Raw genomic sequence first — 12,846 nt, 5'->3', positions numbered from 1 at the left:
AATGCTTGCCAGCATGGATCGGATCGCTTCCGCACCTTGGCCCCAGACGGAGTGATCGTCATCGGTGGAGGCATCGCCGGCCTGACGGCGGCGTGCCTGCTGGCCCATGAGGGCGTGCCGGTGACCCTGCTGGAAGCCCATCACCAGACCGGAGGCTGTGCCGGAACGTTCCGGCGTGGACCATGGACCTTCGATGTCGGCGCCACCCAGGTGGCCGGGCTGGAACCCGGGGGGAGTCATGCCCGTCTGTTCCGACATCTGAACCTGCCGCTGCCGGAGGCTGACATCCTCGATCCCGGGTGCGTGGTCGATCTCGCCGACGGCAGTCCGCCGATCCATCTCTGGCATGACCCGGAGCGCTGGCGGCTGGAGCGTCAGCAGCACTTCCCCGGGAGCGAACGCTTCTGGGCTGTCTGCAACACGCTTCACCGCAGCAATTGGGCCTTCGCCGGCCGGGATCCTGTGGTGACACCCCGCAGCCTCTGGGACCTGGGTCAGCTCCTGGCAGCCCTCCGACCTGCCACGCTCGCCTCCGGCCTGTTCACAGGCATGACGATCGCCGACCTGCTGGTGCTCTGCGGATGCGGCGAGGATCAGCGGCTGCGGCGGTTTCTGGATCTGCAGTTGAAGCTTTACTCCCAGGAGCCGGCGGACCGGACCGCCGTGCTTTACGGAGCGACGGTGCTGCAGATGGCGCAGGCGCCTCTGGGGCTTTTCCACCTGCGGGGATCGATGCAGGTGCTCAGCCATCACCTGGAGGAGGCGCTCGTCCGCGACGGCGGCAGGCTTCTGCTCCGCCATCGCGTCACGGGCCTGCAGCGACACGATGGAGGCTGGCAGGTGACGGTCACAGCTCCGCAGCAGAGAACGTTGCGGCTGGAAGCACAGGACGTGATCTGCAGCCTGCCGCCCCAGTGCCTGCCGGATCTGATTCCGAGCGATCAGTGGCCAACCGGTTACGAAAGACGTCTGAACGACCTGCCAGAGCCGAGTGGTGCACTGGTGTTCTACGGCGCCGTCCGGCGCGAGGCGTTGCCGGACTCCTGCCCGGGACATCTGCAACGGGGTAGCGAGCATCCGGGTTCACTCTTCGTCTCGGTGAGCCGAGCGGGGGATGGACGTGCCCCCGAAGGAGAGGCCACGGTGATCGCCAGTGTGTTCACCCCGACCGCCGACTGGTGTCGTCTGGCTGAACCCGCCTATCAGCAGCGAAAGCAGGAGGCGCTGCAGAGCATCCGCGGCGAACTGGAACGCTCGCTCCATCTCCGGCCGGACGTGTGGCTGCATGCCGAGCTGGCCACACCACGAGGCTTCGCCGGCTGGACAGGCCGTCCGCGCGGCATGGTCGGGGGACTGGGGCAGCACCCAAGCCGCTTCGGACCGTTCGGTCTGGCGGGACGCACTCCGATGCAGGGGCTCTGGCTCTGCGGAGACAGCTTGCATCCGGGGGAAGGAACGGCCGGAGTGAGCCTCTCGGCCCTGAATGCCAGCCGTCAGCTGCTGGCAGAACGCGGAAAGCGCCTGATCATCAGGGATTGACCTCGGGAGCCGTTCGGAGAAACTCCGGCCTGAGGGCCTGGGTGCGCTCGAGTTCCTGTCGCAGCTGCGGCCAGTTGTCCCGGAGCACAGCCTCTTCCAGTTGCTCAAGGCTCCATCGATAGGCGGCCAGTCCCTTCAGAACCGCCTCCCGGTTGCTGGACGCCATCGCCACGCCGAGATCCGGGTTTCCACCGCCGACGCGGCTGGTGTCGGCAAATCCACTGGACGCCAGGGCGATCGCGAGCTGTCGGATCTCCGGGTCCCGTTCCTCCCCTACAGCCCGCAGCAGAGCCGCACTGACCAGCACGGGCAGATGGGAGATGAGAGCGACCGCCTGATCATGCTGAGCGGCACCGGAGGTCAGCCAGTGGCAGCCGAGATCTCGGGCGACCGCTTCGACCACCGCCAGCGCAGCGGGATCGGTCTGAGCATCAGGCGTCGCGATCCAGGGTCTGCCTTGGAACAGACCGGCCAGGCCGGCCTCGACCCCGGCTGCCGCGGTCCCTGCCATCGGATGACTGGCCACGAAGCGTGGATGCCGGCCGTTCCAGGCCTCGAGCACAGGCTTCTTGACAGATCCGACGTCGGTGATCACGGCATCCCGCGGCAGAGCCTCCAGCAGGGCGGGATCCGGGTTCAGCAGCAGAGGAATCGGCAGCGCCAGGATCACCAGATCACAGCCGCTCAGGCAGGCAGGATCCGTGCTCACCGCCGACACCAGCCCGCGGGCCAGAGCACGCTCAGCCGTCGCCTGACGATGCACCAGACCCTGCACCCGCCAGCCGCGACTCTGCAGATCGAGGCCGAGCGATCCGCCGATCAGACCCAGACCGACCACACCCGCCTGTGCCGCCATCAACCCGTCCCTGTCCTGCGGTCATGTTGATCGATGGATTGCAATGCGCCGTGGCGGATGGAAACCCTGCGTAGGGTTCCCAGATGCTGGAAGCTCAGGCTCACCAACAACTCAAGACGCTGCTGCGCCGCGAGGAATCGGACTGGCCTCACCACCTGACCCTCAGTCGGTTGGTGGGCCGCAGCCTGCGCCGGCGGGATACCACGCTGCTGCGGCTCTCCTCAGGCACTGACCAACGCTGGTGGCTCGGCCTCCTCGTTCCTCTGTGTCTCGGATCCCACGACGCCGTGCTGGTGATCGATCACCAACAGCGCAGGCGGCTGCTGGAGATCGAGTTACCGCGTCTGAAAGATCAGGGCTTCCGCCTGCCCTGCTGGGAGGGAGACGATGCCCCTGATGGGGACCAGCTCTGGCTTCTGGATGAAGCAGGACTGGTGCGCGCCTATCAGAACAACAGGCTGGGAACGCGTCAGCTGCTGCTGCCTCAGGTGGACCGTCTCAGCGACCGGCTCCGCAACAGCATGGCCATCCACATCGGGGTTGGGGACTGGGAAAGCCTGCGGCGGAGCCATCCCGCTGCAGACAGCGCACTGCTCGAGTGGCACAACCGTCTCAGCAGCCGACTGTTCCGCCAGGCCGCAGGGGCTGATGCACGGGTCCGCCTGCATGCCAGCGACACCCTGGCGCTGACCGACCTTCTGCGGACGATCGGTGCTTCGCCGGCGCCCTGGCCCTCCTTGCTGGCGATCGAGCAAGGCCGCTGGGCCAGCTGGGCGGAGTTGGATCACGGTCAGCTGCAGTGGCGGTGGTGTCTGGAGCCGCTGGAACCGCTGCAGCTGCTGGATGGCCTGCTGCGGGAGCGACCGGTGCTGATGCTCAGTGAAGCCGGCTCGACGGATCGACTGGAATCCGAGCTGGACGCTGCTGATGTTCAGCCTGATGTGACCGCCACGCTGCGGGATGCGGAGCTGATGGAGCCTCTGCCGGTGTACGCACCACGCCGTCAACCGCTGCCGAACACGGAGATCTATGCCCAGCATCTACTGGAACAGAGCCGCCGATTGATTCTGGGGCGATCGGGCCTCAGCGTGGTTCTGCTCGATGACGCTGATCTGAGGCGCTGGCTCACCAGTGGTCTGGCCGGTGAATTCGGCAGCCGGGTGATGGAGGAGACGACCGCCCCGGAAACCAACGGTGTGATCAGTGCCCGCTGGTCCTGGTGGCTGGAGCACCGCGACCAGCTGCCTGAACCCGATCAGCTGATCGTGGCGCTGCTGCCGATCGCCAGCCTCCGCTGTCCGCTGACGGCGGCACGGGTGGAACGCATGAAACAACAGGGCGGTGACTGGTTCCGCACCCTGCTGCTTCCAGAGGCTCTGCGCCTGATCCCTCCGGCCATCGCTCCGCTGCGACGCGGCGGTGGCCGCCTGGCGGTGCTGGACGGACGACTGCGCGGCCGTACCTGGGGAGAGCAGGTTCTGCGTTGCCTCGAACCCTGGACCCCTCTTCAACGGCTGCTGCCGGACTGAGTGGCACAGCCCGTCAGACCATCCTTAGGTTGAACAGAGGACATCGAACACCGCATGGGAGAAGCCCGCCGGCGCGCGGCCCAGGGACTGCCGCCCCGAGAACCGAAATCAACGCGACAGAGCCCCGACACCTCTCCCAGGATCGTCCCGTGGCTGCCGCTGACCCAGAACCAGACCCGAAGCTTCGTGGCCGTCACCACGCGCGGTGCCTGGATCGGGATCGGAGCCATGGTGCTGTTCTGGATCACCGTGCGCTTCATCGGTCCCGCCGCGGGCTGGTGGAGCCTTGCGGACATGCCCTGAACGGCTCTGCGTCAGCCACCCCTGATCGGAACCCACAATTCTGAAGAAAACCTTTAGCGTCGTCTCAGATAAGTCTGGGTATGTTTCCGCGTCTCGCTGAGCACTATCGCTCCGTTGTTCAGGATCTGGTCATGAGCCTGCAGGCCCTGGCCAACGGACTGAAGGACTACGGAATCACAGCCACCTGCTACTCCTGCGGCGATGGCAGGGATGGCCACGGAGCATCCTTTGTGGCGGACCTTGGGGATGGCCACATGGTGCGGTTTCTGGTCTCTGACTTCGGGATCAGCTGGGTGGAATCGCGCAACGGTCGCGAGCTGGTGAAACTCGAAGGCGCTGAAGCGATTCAAGAGCTTCAGCGCATGAGCAATCTTCTCCACCAGGGGCATGGAAGCAGGGCCGGCAGCAGCCCGATGACCACCGCCGAACCGCTCTGATCGTCGGACCCCGACGATTCAGGCCGCAGCCTCGGCGTCCTTCGCGTCAGCCTTGCGGTCCACTCCGGTGCGGGCTGCCGCAGCGATCGGGCGCATGGAATTGGCCGTCACCTCCGACCCCTCCGTCAGTTTTTGACGCACCAGTTGCTCCACGGTGATCGTGGTTTCAGGGTTCTGCTCGAGCCAGGTGATGGTGTTATCGCGGCCTTGGCCGATGTTGTCGCCTTCGTAGCTGTACCAGGCACCTTTGCGCACGACCACACCGGTTTCCTCCGCAAGGTCGAGCAGACAGCCCAGCGTGCTGATGCCGCGGCCGAACAGGATGTCGAACTCGGCGATGCGGAAAGGAGGTGCCACCTTGTTCTTGGCCACTTTGACCTTGGCGCGGATGCCGTACTCCTCCGTGCCCCGCTTGAGGGTCTGAATGCGGCGGATATCGAGTCGCACCGAGGCATAGAACTTCAGCGCATTGCCGCCCGTGGTGGTCTCGGGGTTGCCGTAGGTGACGCCGATCTTCAGGCGCAGCTGGTTCAGGAAGATCACCGTGCAGCCGGACTTGCCGATGTTGCCGGTGATCTTCCGCATGGCCTGACTCATCAGACGGGCCTGGCTGCCAACGGCCAGATCTCCCATCTCGCCCTCGATCTCAGCCCGTGGAGTGAGAGCGGCGACCGAATCGACCACAACGATGTCGACGGCCGCGGAACGCACCAGCTGATCGACGATCTCCAGAGCCATCTCGCCGGTGTCGGGCTGGGAGACGAGCAGGTTCTCGATATCCACCCCGAGGGAAGCGGCATAAACCGGATCAAGAGCGTGCTCAGCATCCACGAAGGCCGCCACACCACCGCGCTTCTGGACCTCGGCGATGGCGTGCAGGGTGAGCGTGGTCTTACCGGAACTTTCAGGCCCGTAGATCTCGACGACACGACCCTTGGGATAACCGCCACCGAGCGCAAGATCGAGAGTGAGCGCACCCGTGGAAATGGTTTCCACCCGCATGCGGGAGGCGTCGCCGAGACGCATGATCGACCCCTTGCCGAAGTTGCGCTCGATCTGACCGAGCACCAGGTTCAGCGCCTTGTCGCGCTCACCGGGACGGCCCTCCGGAGAACGGGCATCGGAGGCGGAGGATTTCATCTCTGCAGGCATGGAAACGACCTGAAGCTAAGGAACGAGAGATCCAATGCCACGGAAGCGCGGAATCGTCTCAAGTAGTACAAGCGTACGCTAACGGATCAGGGCCACTGCGCCAAGGGAGCCGCCAGATCTTCCGGCTGCAGCAGCTGAATGCCATCGGGAAGCCCAGTGCTGTCGGATGGCCTGAGATAGCCCCAGCTCACCAGCAGACAGACGAGCTGCTCCAGGCCGGGGGTGGCACGAACGGTCTCGAGGGTGGCACGACGATCCTCCAGGAAGGCTCGCAGAGGGCGCTCTCGCTGGAGTCGCAGGAGAACCTCCGGCTTCGCGCCCGCCTCCCGGCCGTACAGACGCCATGGGTGCAGTCCCAGATCATCCAGAAGTTCGGCTGTGAACGTCTCGCTCTTGGTCGTCAGCACCGCCCAGTCCGCTCCCTCGTCCACCAGAGCCCGCAACCGCTCCACCACACCTGGAAAGGGTCTGTGGAGAGCCAGCCAGCCGGAGCGATCGCGGGTGACGGCATCTGCCCGCGCACGATCCAAAGCGTCCTGCAGCTGGGGCACGCTCCAGCCCCTTCGCCGCAGCGCCTTCTCACGCTCTCCGGGGTAGTCCGCGATCCAGGCAGCGGGGTCGAGGACCTCCACTTCCGCAGCCTGAAGAACCATCTCCCAGCCGTGATGAACCCATGGCCGCAGCTGGCGGAATCGCTGAGGCACCTCTGGGGTCGGCGACTCGGACGGTCCGCCGGGAAGCAGCCGGCAGGCGCGACAGGCGCTCCACCAGTACTCCTGCATTCCGTCGACGATGACTCCGTCGAAATCGAAGACGAGGAGAGGTCTGTCCGTCATGACGGAAAAACTGGGCCGCTAGGATTCGAACCTAGGAATGGCGAGACCAAAACCCGCTGCCTTACCACTTGGCGACGGCCCAACGATCCGGGCGATTCCGCATACGGACGCCGCTCCGGCTTCCCAATAGTTACACATAACAGGCTCACCTTCGTCAATCCTTGCCGCTGGTCACGACACACGTCGGAGGTGTCTTCAGGGGGGAAACACCCGAAGCCGGCAATGGTCAGCCTGACCGAACACATCGCTGCGCAGCCTGTAGCGACTGACGAGATCCGCCTGCATGCGGCGCACCCGTTCGCTGCGCGGCAGCAGTTCCACCGGGCGCCCCTCCGGCATCACCACCTGCTCCACAGCGAGCCGGCACTCCTCGAGACCTGCCAGCTCATCATCCTGTCCGCCAGGTGGCGTGACCGCCTCGGGCTCCTGCGGCACATCCCGGCGCAGGAGCAGCCGTTCCAGAGCCCTCTCCACCTGAGGAAGGCTGTCGGATTTGATCACCAGAATCGGCACCCTCAGGTCCCGGGCCTGGCGCCGCAGGCTGGGCTGTCGCCCGAGGCCCTGACGGATGCTGAGCACGACATCGGCTTCCGCGAGGTCCTCAACCACCCGCACAGGCCAGCGATGGCGTCGGCTCGCCTCATCCACCAGTCGGGACGTGATGCCACAGCAGATCACCTGGAGGTCCTCAGTGGCGACAGGACCGTTGTCCACCTCGGACGCATCGCTTGCCATCAGGGGCCCTGGGACAGACCGCAACTCCGGGTTCGGCATCGGGACCGCCGCCAGCGCCGGACGCCGATGTGGGCGGTTCTCCTCCGGCTCGTCGACCAGTCGCAGGGAGCCGTCAGAGGCGAGCTCCCGCATCTGAACGCGGGGCTGCTGCCCCCGGAGCAACTGATCGACTGTGGCCGCCACATCGGTGTGCACCGACCAGCGGTGGCGGCTGTGCATCTCCACCGCAACCGGGAAGGTGGGCTCGGCCGCCCGCTCCAGCACCGTCTTCTGACTGCGGCGTCGGCGGGCCTCGTCATCACCGAGGGTCACCGACTGAATCCCACCCACCAGATCGCTGAGGGTGGGGTTCTTGATCAGATTGGCGAGGGCATTGCCATGGGCGGTGGCCACGAGCATCACACCCCGTTCAGCGATCGTTCGGGCCGCCTGTGCCTCAAGCTCCGTTCCAATCTCATCGATGACGATGACCTCGGGCATGTGGTTCTCGACAGCCTCGATCATCACCTGGTGCTGATGTTCCGGACGCGTCACCTGCATGCGGCGGGCCCGGCCGATGGCGGGGTGGGGAATGTCGCCGTCACCGGCGATTTCGTTGCTGGTGTCGATGACGACGACACGCCTCTGCAGGTCATCAGCCAGCACCCTGGCGATCTCCCTGAGAGCGGTGGTCTTGCCCACACCCGGCCGGCCCATCAGCAGAAGGGACTGGGCACTGTCGAGCAGGTCACGGACCATCCCCACCGTTCCATAGACGGCGCGACCGACACGGCAGGTGAGGCCGACCACCTCTCCCTGACGGTTGCGAATGGCGCTGATGCGATGGAGTGTGCGTTCGATCCCGGCCCTGTTGTCGGCACCGAAACGACCCAGCCTGGCCACCATCGCCTGCAGGTCGTCTTTGGTGAGACAGGCTTCGCCGAGCGCCAGGGCACGACCGGGATAGCGGGCTTCCGGAACCCGCCCGAGATCCAGCACCACCTCCAGCAGCTGTTCCCGGCGTTCAGGCGACTGCAGGGCCTCGCGGACATCGTCCGGCAGACGTTCAAGCAACCGGTCCAGGTCGTCAGTGATCCGCTGAGTGGTCATGGCGGTGGATCATGACCGCCTTCTAGCAGGATCGCTCGCCGGCCGGGCGGCGGATCCAGGGCTGCACCAGGGCTTCAGCCTGATCCAGGGCGAGGCGTCGCCCCTCAGGCCACTCGCGCAGCGGCTCTCCACGGTCACGGGCCGCCTGCAGCAGGGGCAACAGCTGACTGCGGGCCATTCCGCCGAATGCGATTCCTGCCGGACGCTCTTGGATCCCGAGATGTCCGAGGGTTGCGGCATTGGTTCCCCCAGCGAGCTGGAGGGGCCCCGGAGGAGCGATCGGAATCATCTGGCGCCAGAGCTGGACGGCAGCACGCGCAGTCCCCGCACCGACATCACCACTCATCGGACGGCCATCAAGCTGCCAAAGGGGCAGAAACCGATGACGCCGGAGAGCGGCGTGGCGCTGCCAGAGCTCACGGCTGAGATCCTCCGGGGTGAGACCGTGACCCTCCAGCCCGCAGCTCACCGCCAGGCGCCGCAGAGAAACCCCGGCCGCGGAGAGACGCGAGAGCAGAACGGAGAAGGCCTCTCCCCGGCCTGGTGCTGTGTGCACCTCCACGGCATCCGGGCGGATCTCCTTCAACAGATCCACCATCGCTTCGAGGCCGATCCGATGGTCATGCTCCTCGATCAGCCCCAGCGGACAGGCCGGCAGACAACGGCCGCAGCCGTAGCAACGCCCGGCCGCGATGCCCCCGGAGCTTGAGATCGCTTCCGCGGGGCAGACCCTCTGGCAGGGACGGCTGCAATCCTCCGGACAGCGCCGCGGATCGAACCAGGCCTTGCGGAAGTGGGCATCGGACCCATCGCTGAGGCTGACCATCAGCCAGGGACTGTTGGCCGACCGCCCCTGAAGCCAATCGAGACCCTGACGAGCCGCCCTGACCACCGCTGGATCAGCGGCGACATCAATGCAGTGCACCCCCGCGAGACCGTAGATCGCGCAGAGATCGGCGATGGCCGGCAGATCCTGATTGCTGGCTCCGCAGATGAGCTTGACCCAGCGGCCCTCGGCCAGGGCCCGCTCGGGACTCAGCTGCCGAGAAGCTCGCGCATCGGCTGCCATCGCAGACTCCTGGCTCCTCCCATCTCCACCACGATGCGCAGTCGCGGCTCGCGGCGGCAGAGATCACAGAGAGACAGCAGCTCCGAACGGGAGAGCACCTGGCCCTCCAGCAGCCAGAGAGCGACCTGTGCATCACCGTCAAGCAGATCACCCAGCTGAGGCACCACCTCCTGAACCTCGCCGACGGCGGCACCGCGGCCGACGCTGTGATGGCCGAGATGAGGAGGACGGATGCCGTGCTTCTGAGTCAGGAAAACCTCCGGATCCCCTAGACCCCGTGCCGAGGAGAGGCGGGTTCGGTAGCCGGCGCCGCGCAGACGACGGAGCAGGCGGGTTTCGGCACCACCCTCGAGAGGGGCGTGAACCGCAAGACATCCGCTGGCTTCGAGGTCACGGCGAAATCCCCGACCGGTGAGAAGCAGGGGCATGGCTGGTCGATGTCTGAGGGGGAGTCTGGCAGGAGGGGGAGAGTTCAGGGAAGGCAGAAGGGCAGTGATGTATGTTTTTTGTTTGTTCTGCATTTCTGTGCCCGTCCGCTAGCCGGGCCTCCAGGACGCGGAACGGATTCGGCGATAGCGCCGGATCTCCAGGCCAGTGCGGTCACCCACATTGCGTGAGGACCGCCGGGAAACTGCCCACCCGCTTTGGCGGATCGACAAGTCCCAGCCTCGCTGAAACCGATCGCTAGCTCCATTCGGATCCACGCATTCCCCGGAGTGCTGCGCGATCCGAACCACGACTGCGTCACGTTGATCAGCACGTCAAGCCCCGACCGGTTCGCCGGGCGGTGGCTGTTCCCGCTGGCGTTTTTTCCCTCCCATGTCCATCGGCATTCTCGGGAAGAAGCTGGGTATGTCCCAGTTCTTCGACGAGCAGGGCAGAGCGGTCCCCGTCACCTTGATCGAGGCCGGTCCCTGCCGCATCACACAACTCAAGAGCGATGACACCGACGGCTATGCCGCGGTGCAGATCGGCTTCGGCGAAACCCGCGAGAAGCTGATCAACAAGCCCTCCAAGGGTCATCTCAGCAAATCCGGCGACGACCTGCTTCGTCATCTGCGCGAATACCGCGTGGATGCCGTTGACGGCCTGGAGCTGGGTGGATCCATCACGGTCAGCGATTTCGAAGCTGGCCAGAAGGTGGATGTCAGCGGTGACACGATCGGTCGCGGTTTCTCCGGTTTTCAGAAGCGCCACGGTTTCAGCCGCGGCCCGATGACCCACGGTTCCAAGAACCATCGGGAACCGGGTTCCATCGGACCCGGAACCACGCCAGGACGCATCTATCCGGGCAAGAAGATGGCCGGTCGCTACGGCGGCAAGAAGATCACCACCCGCGGCCTCACCATCCTCAAGGTGGACAGCGACCGCAATCTGCTGGTGGTCAAGGGCTCCGTACCGGGCAAACCCGGCGCTCTGCTCAACATCCGACCCGCGGTGCGGGTGGGTGCCAAGCCCGCCAACGGAGGTAAGAAGTGATGGCTGATTGTGTCGTTCGCGACTGGCAGGGCAAGGAAGCCGGAAAGGCGACCCTGGACCTGAAGGTGGCCAAGGAGACCACCGCCGTCGATCTGATGCATCGGGCTGTGCTGCGACAGCAGGCCCATCTCCGCCAGGGCACCGCCAGCACCCTCACCCGCTCAGAGGTGCGTGGTGGTGGCCGTAAGCCTTACAAGCAGAAAGGAACAGGTCGGGCACGACAGGGCTCGATCCGCACCCCTCTGCGTCCTGGTGGCGGCATCATCTTCGGACCGAAGCCGCGCACCTACAACCTGGCGATGAACCGCAAGGAACGTCGCCTGGCCCTGCGGACCGCGCTGATGTCCCGCATCGAGGACATGACGGTGGTCAAGGACTTCGGAGCTTCTCTGGAGGCCCCCAAGACCAAAGAGATCATCGACGCCCTCTCCCGTCTCGGCATCGCAGCTGACGCCAAGGTGCTGATCGTGCTGACCACGCCGGCCGATGTGGTCCGACGCTCGGTGCGCAACCTCGAGAAGGTGAAGCTGATCGCCGCGGACCAGCTCAACGTCTTCGATCTGCTCCACGCCAACGCACTGGTGCTGGGTGAGGACGCTCTCGCAACCATCCAGGAGGTCTACGGCGATGACTGAGCGTTTCCAGGGCCGCCTGGCGGATGTCATCCGCCGGCCGCTGATCACCGAGAAGGCGACCCGTGCCCTCGAGTTCAACCAGTACACCTTCGAGGTGGACCACCGCGCCGCGAAGCCCGACATCAAGGCTGCCGTCGAGCAGCTCTTCGATGTGAAGGTCACCGGCATCAGCACCATGAACCCTCCCCGGCGGAGCCGTCGGATGGGTCGCTTCGCCGGGAAGCGTTCCCAGGTGAAGAAAGCCGTGGTGCGCCTGGCGGAGGGCAACTCGATCCAACTCTTCCCTGAGTCCTGAGGGGTCTGAAACGTCATGGCAATCCGTAACTTCCGCCCTTACACCCCCGGCACCCGCACCAGGGTGGTCACCGACTTCAGTGAGATCACCGGCCGCAAGCCGGAGCGGACCCTGGTGGTGTCCAAGCACCGTCGCAAGGGCCGCAACAACCGCGGTGTGATCACCTGCCGCCATCGCGGTGGCGGGCACAAGCGTCTCTACCGCGTTGTCGATTTCCGCCGCAACAAACACGGCGTGACCGCCAAGGTGGCTGCGATTCACTACGACCCGCACCGCAACGCCCGTCTGGCGCTGCTCTTCTACGCCGACGGCGAGAAGCGCTACATCCTTGCTCCAGCTGGAGTTCAGGTGGGCCAGACCGTGGTCTCCGGTCCTGATGTACCGATCGAGATCGGTAACGCCATGCCGCTTTCCGCGGTGCCGCTGGGCTCCAGCGTGCACTGTGTCGAGCTCTATGCCGGCCGCGGTGGTCAGATGGTCCGGACCGCAGGGGCCAGCGCTCAGGTGATGGCGAAGGAGGGCGATTACGTCGCCCTCAAGCTGCCCTCCACCGAGGTCCGCCTGATCCGCCGGGAGTGCTACGCCACGCTCGGCGAGGTGGGCAATTCCGAGGTCCGCAACACCAGCCTCGGCAAAGCCGGCCGACGTCGCTGGCTGGGGCGTCGCCCCCAGGTGCGAGGCAGTGTGATGAACCCCTGCGACCACCCTCACGGTGGTGGTGAGGGCCGGGCACCGATCGGCCGATCCGGCCCGGTGACCCCCTGGGGCAAACCCGCCCTCGGTCTCAAGACCCGCAAGCGGAACAAGCCCAGCAACCGATACGTGCTCCGGAAACGTCGCAAGACGTCCAAGCGGAGCCGTGGCGGACGCGATTCCTGATGCCAACCATCGT

14 protein-coding genes and 1 tRNA gene are annotated in these 12,846 nt (G+C 65.7%); 8 read left to right on the top strand and 7 right to left on the bottom strand.

Annotated elements, in window-relative coordinates; translation table 11 throughout:
* Nucleotides 1-36 precede the first annotated feature (36 nt).
* On the top strand, nt 37-1,539 hold the full coding sequence (gene crtD / locus KR49_RS10195; RefSeq protein ID WP_043694954.1) for a C-3',4' desaturase CrtD: 1,503 nt from the start codon (nt 37-39) through the stop codon (nt 1,537-1,539).
* Here crtD and KR49_RS10190 read toward each other — a convergent pair.
* Nucleotides 1,529-2,395 (bottom strand): prephenate/arogenate dehydrogenase, encoded by an 867-nt coding sequence (locus tag KR49_RS10190; protein ID WP_043694951.1) that lies wholly within the window; start codon nt 2,393-2,395, stop codon nt 1,529-1,531. The genes crtD and KR49_RS10190 overlap by 11 nt on opposite strands.
* An 83-nt stretch (nt 2,396-2,478) precedes the next feature.
* On the opposite strand from KR49_RS10190, the gene KR49_RS10185 reads away from it, so the two are divergent.
* From KR49_RS10185 to KR49_RS10175, 3 genes are all read left to right on the top strand, one after another.
* Complete coding sequence (locus KR49_RS10185; protein WP_043694948.1) at nt 2,479-3,924, top strand: helicase; 1,446 nt, start codon at nt 2,479-2,481, stop codon at nt 3,922-3,924.
* A 54-nt stretch (nt 3,925-3,978) separates the two neighbouring features.
* Nucleotides 3,979-4,227 (top strand): DUF2839 domain-containing protein, encoded by a 249-nt coding sequence (locus tag KR49_RS10180; RefSeq protein ID WP_043694945.1) that lies wholly within the window; start codon nt 3,979-3,981, stop codon nt 4,225-4,227.
* 80 nt (nt 4,228-4,307) lie between these two features.
* On the top strand, nt 4,308-4,664 hold the full coding sequence (locus KR49_RS10175; protein ID WP_043694942.1) for a DUF1815 family protein: 357 nt from the start codon (nt 4,308-4,310) through the stop codon (nt 4,662-4,664).
* 18 nt (nt 4,665-4,682) lie between these two features.
* On the opposite strand, the gene recA is transcribed toward KR49_RS10175, so the two are convergent.
* From recA to KR49_RS10145, 6 genes are all read right to left on the bottom strand, one after another.
* Entirely contained in the window at nt 4,683-5,816 is a 1,134-nt protein-coding gene (gene recA, locus KR49_RS10170; RefSeq protein WP_043694940.1) for a recombinase RecA, read from the bottom strand.
* A gap of 86 nt (nt 5,817-5,902) precedes the next feature.
* On the bottom strand, nt 5,903-6,652 hold the full coding sequence (locus KR49_RS10165; RefSeq protein ID WP_043694935.1) for an HAD family hydrolase: 750 nt from the start codon (nt 6,650-6,652) through the stop codon (nt 5,903-5,905).
* A gap of 10 nt (nt 6,653-6,662) precedes the next feature.
* Nucleotides 6,663-6,734, bottom strand: a tRNA-Gln gene (locus tag KR49_RS10160).
* A 113-nt stretch (nt 6,735-6,847) separates the two neighbouring features.
* Complete coding sequence (locus KR49_RS10155; RefSeq protein ID WP_043694932.1) at nt 6,848-8,476, bottom strand: AAA family ATPase; 1,629 nt, start codon at nt 8,474-8,476, stop codon at nt 6,848-6,850.
* 22 nt (nt 8,477-8,498) lie between these two features.
* Complete coding sequence (locus tag KR49_RS10150; protein ID WP_043694929.1) at nt 8,499-9,545, bottom strand: LdpA C-terminal domain-containing domain; 1,047 nt, start codon at nt 9,543-9,545, stop codon at nt 8,499-8,501.
* Complete coding sequence (locus KR49_RS10145) at nt 9,512-9,973, bottom strand: NAD(P)H-quinone oxidoreductase subunit N (RefSeq protein WP_043694925.1); 462 nt, start codon at nt 9,971-9,973, stop codon at nt 9,512-9,514. The genes KR49_RS10150 and KR49_RS10145 overlap by 34 nt, the downstream gene beginning before the upstream one ends.
* A 391-nt stretch (nt 9,974-10,364) precedes the next feature.
* Between KR49_RS10145 and rplC the strand changes: the two genes are divergently transcribed.
* From rplC to rplB, 4 genes are read left to right on the top strand one after another with little or no spacing between them, the layout of a single operon-like run.
* Entirely contained in the window at nt 10,365-11,024 is a 660-nt protein-coding gene (gene rplC, locus KR49_RS10140) for a 50S ribosomal protein L3 (RefSeq protein WP_043694922.1), read from the top strand.
* On the top strand, nt 11,024-11,659 hold the full coding sequence (rplD, locus tag KR49_RS10135) for a 50S ribosomal protein L4 (protein WP_043694919.1): 636 nt from the start codon (nt 11,024-11,026) through the stop codon (nt 11,657-11,659). Before rplC ends, rplD begins: the two co-directional genes overlap by 1 nt.
* Nucleotides 11,652-11,954: a 50S ribosomal protein L23 gene (locus tag KR49_RS10130; protein ID WP_043694916.1), complete on the top strand. Its 303-nt coding sequence runs from the start codon at nt 11,652-11,654 to the stop codon at nt 11,952-11,954. The genes rplD and KR49_RS10130 overlap by 8 nt, the downstream gene beginning before the upstream one ends.
* Before the next feature lie 15 nt (nt 11,955-11,969).
* Entirely contained in the window at nt 11,970-12,833 is an 864-nt protein-coding gene (gene rplB / locus KR49_RS10125) for a 50S ribosomal protein L2 (protein ID WP_043694914.1), read from the top strand.
* Nucleotides 12,834-12,846 lie beyond the last annotated feature (13 nt).

Source organism: Synechococcus sp. KORDI-49 (assembly GCF_000737575.1).
GTDB lineage: Bacteria > Cyanobacteriota > Cyanobacteriia > PCC-6307 > Cyanobiaceae > Parasynechococcus.
The sequence above is the reverse complement of the archived record's forward strand: the minus strand, read 5'-3'. Positions and strand labels throughout refer to the sequence as shown.